General features: G+C 40.6%; 2 protein-coding genes and 1 pseudogene. 2 read left to right on the top strand and 1 reads right to left on the bottom strand.

The window, feature by feature from the left end:
* Positions 1-170, top strand: a pseudogene (locus tag ORI98_RS18165) (AAA family ATPase); the annotation flags it as partial.
* Between the two features lie 79 nt (positions 171-249).
* On the opposite strand, the gene ORI98_RS17745 reads toward ORI98_RS18165, so the two are convergent.
* Positions 250-624 (bottom strand): PH domain-containing protein, encoded by a 375-nt coding sequence (locus ORI98_RS17745; protein WP_306136099.1) that lies wholly within the window; start codon positions 622-624, stop codon positions 250-252.
* Between the two features lie 205 nt (positions 625-829).
* On the opposite strand from ORI98_RS17745, the gene ORI98_RS17740 reads away from it, so the two are divergent.
* Positions 830-1807 carry a transposase gene (locus tag ORI98_RS17740; RefSeq protein ID WP_306136098.1) on the top strand — a complete coding sequence of 326 codons (978 nt, stop codon included), beginning with the start codon at positions 830-832 and terminating at the stop codon, positions 1805-1807.
* The last annotated feature ends 166 nt before the right edge of the window (positions 1808-1973 follow it).

Raw genomic sequence — 1973 nt, 5'->3', positions numbered from 1 at the left:
CAAGCCTGTGTCAAGTTTGGGTCGTTTCCCATGCCAATCGCCTTATCAATGCGTTAAATGAATTTGAGCAGTGCCACCTCATTGAGTTAGATAAACAGCTTGGACAAACACACATTTTGGGGCAGGACATTTTGACGACGCCCAGTTGGAACTGGCAACAAAAAGCCTAAGTCACTTAACATATGGCTTAGGCTCTAATAGACCAAAAAGTCTGTTTGTAGTGGTCAAGTAGGACTGGCCACTACAGTTTTACAAAGAAAAATTGGCGATAGTTTTCTGAATTCCCACCACATCGGTGCCTTTCTTTAGCTCTTTAACTAAAGGGTCTTTCTGACCAGAGAACCACAGTTTTAACTCAGAATCCATGTCAAAAGTTCCAGCAGTTTCCACTTCAAAATGGGTGATAGCTTTATAAGGTACTGAGTGATAACTGACTTTCTTCCCCGTCATCCCCTGTTTATCGATGAGAATAAGGCGTTTGTTAGTGAACACAAACATATCGCGCACTACCCGGTAGGCCAATGCTAACTGCTCATTATCGCCCATAATTGGACCTAACTCTTCAGCCAACTCATCTAAACTCACCTCTGAAGCATTGCCCATTAGCGCATCGAGTAATCCCATAGCCATTATCCTTAATCTAGGCCGCGATAGCGGCAAAAAATATATAGGTGTTTAACTTACCCATAAAAAAGAAAATAACATGGAAAAAAGAAAATAACATGGCCACCCAAAATTATTGGCTAAATAACATGGCCACCCAAAATTATTGGCTAAATATTAACCGCTCAACTACGCTTTATGTACCCTTCCTAAATGGTATTTGAAGATGGCCAGACCAAGACAAAGTATCGTTAGCTTAGAAGATACACCTTATTACCACTGTTGTTCGCGTGTTGTACGTAAGGCGTTTTTGTGCGGCTTTGATAAATCAACGGGTGAGAATTTTGAGCATCGGCGCGAGTGGGTCGATGCCCGTATCCTTGAATTAGCAACCATCTTCGCTATTGATATCTGTGCCTATGCCGTGATGAGCAATCACTTGCATGTAGTGGTTAAAGTGGACGCAGATAAAGCAAAAAACTGGTCAGATAAAGACGTACTGATTCAGTGGCATAAAGGCTTTAAAGGTACTTTACTGACACATAAGTTCGTAAAAGGTGAAGACCTAAACGAATTTGAACTTAATACTGTGAATGATTGCATAACTCAATATAGACAACGCTTAATCGATATCAGTTGGTTTATGCGCTCCTTAAGTGAGCCAATAGCCAGAATGGCAAACAAAGAAGATAAATGTACAGGTCGCTTCTGGGAAGGTAGGTTCAAGTCCCAAGCATTATTAGATGAAGCAGCAGTATTAGCTTGTATGGCCTATGTCGATTTAAATCCGATTCGGGCCCAAATGGCCTCCACACCCGAAACATCAGATTACACCAGTATTCAACGTCGAATAAATTCAGCGATAAAAGATGAGCAACCAACAGAATTATTGTCTTTTGTGGGTAATGAGCGTTTGAACATGCCTAATGGGTTAATGTTCAGCGTCAAAGACTACATAGTACTGGTTGAAGATACCGGCAGGATAATTCGACAGGATAAGCGCGGTGCCATTAGCGCAAGTAGCCAGGATATTCTCAATCGATTAAATATACCTGCTGAAAACTGGTTAAAAATTACTACAGAGTTTGGCGCATTATTCAAAGGTGCAGTAGGGGCTTTACCTGCATTAACTGACTATTGTGAGCATTTAGACCGAAAACGGCGACAAGGAGCTGCCAACTGTCAGCGCTGGTTGTGCGCTTAACCGTTAACTTTCCTCCAAATAAATTTCCAATTCATACTTGATTGATATCAAGTTTTTCTGCTGTGTTAAATTCACTAGATGACTAATCAATGACTAATCAATGACTAATCAATGACTAATCAATGACTAATCAATGACTAATCAATGACTAATCAATGACTAATCA

Source organism: Shewanella sp. ULN5, assembly GCF_030731885.1.
GTDB lineage: Bacteria > Pseudomonadota > Gammaproteobacteria > Enterobacterales > Shewanellaceae > Shewanella > Shewanella holmiensis.
The sequence above is the reverse complement of the archived record's forward strand: the minus strand, read 5'-3'. Positions and strand labels throughout refer to the sequence as shown.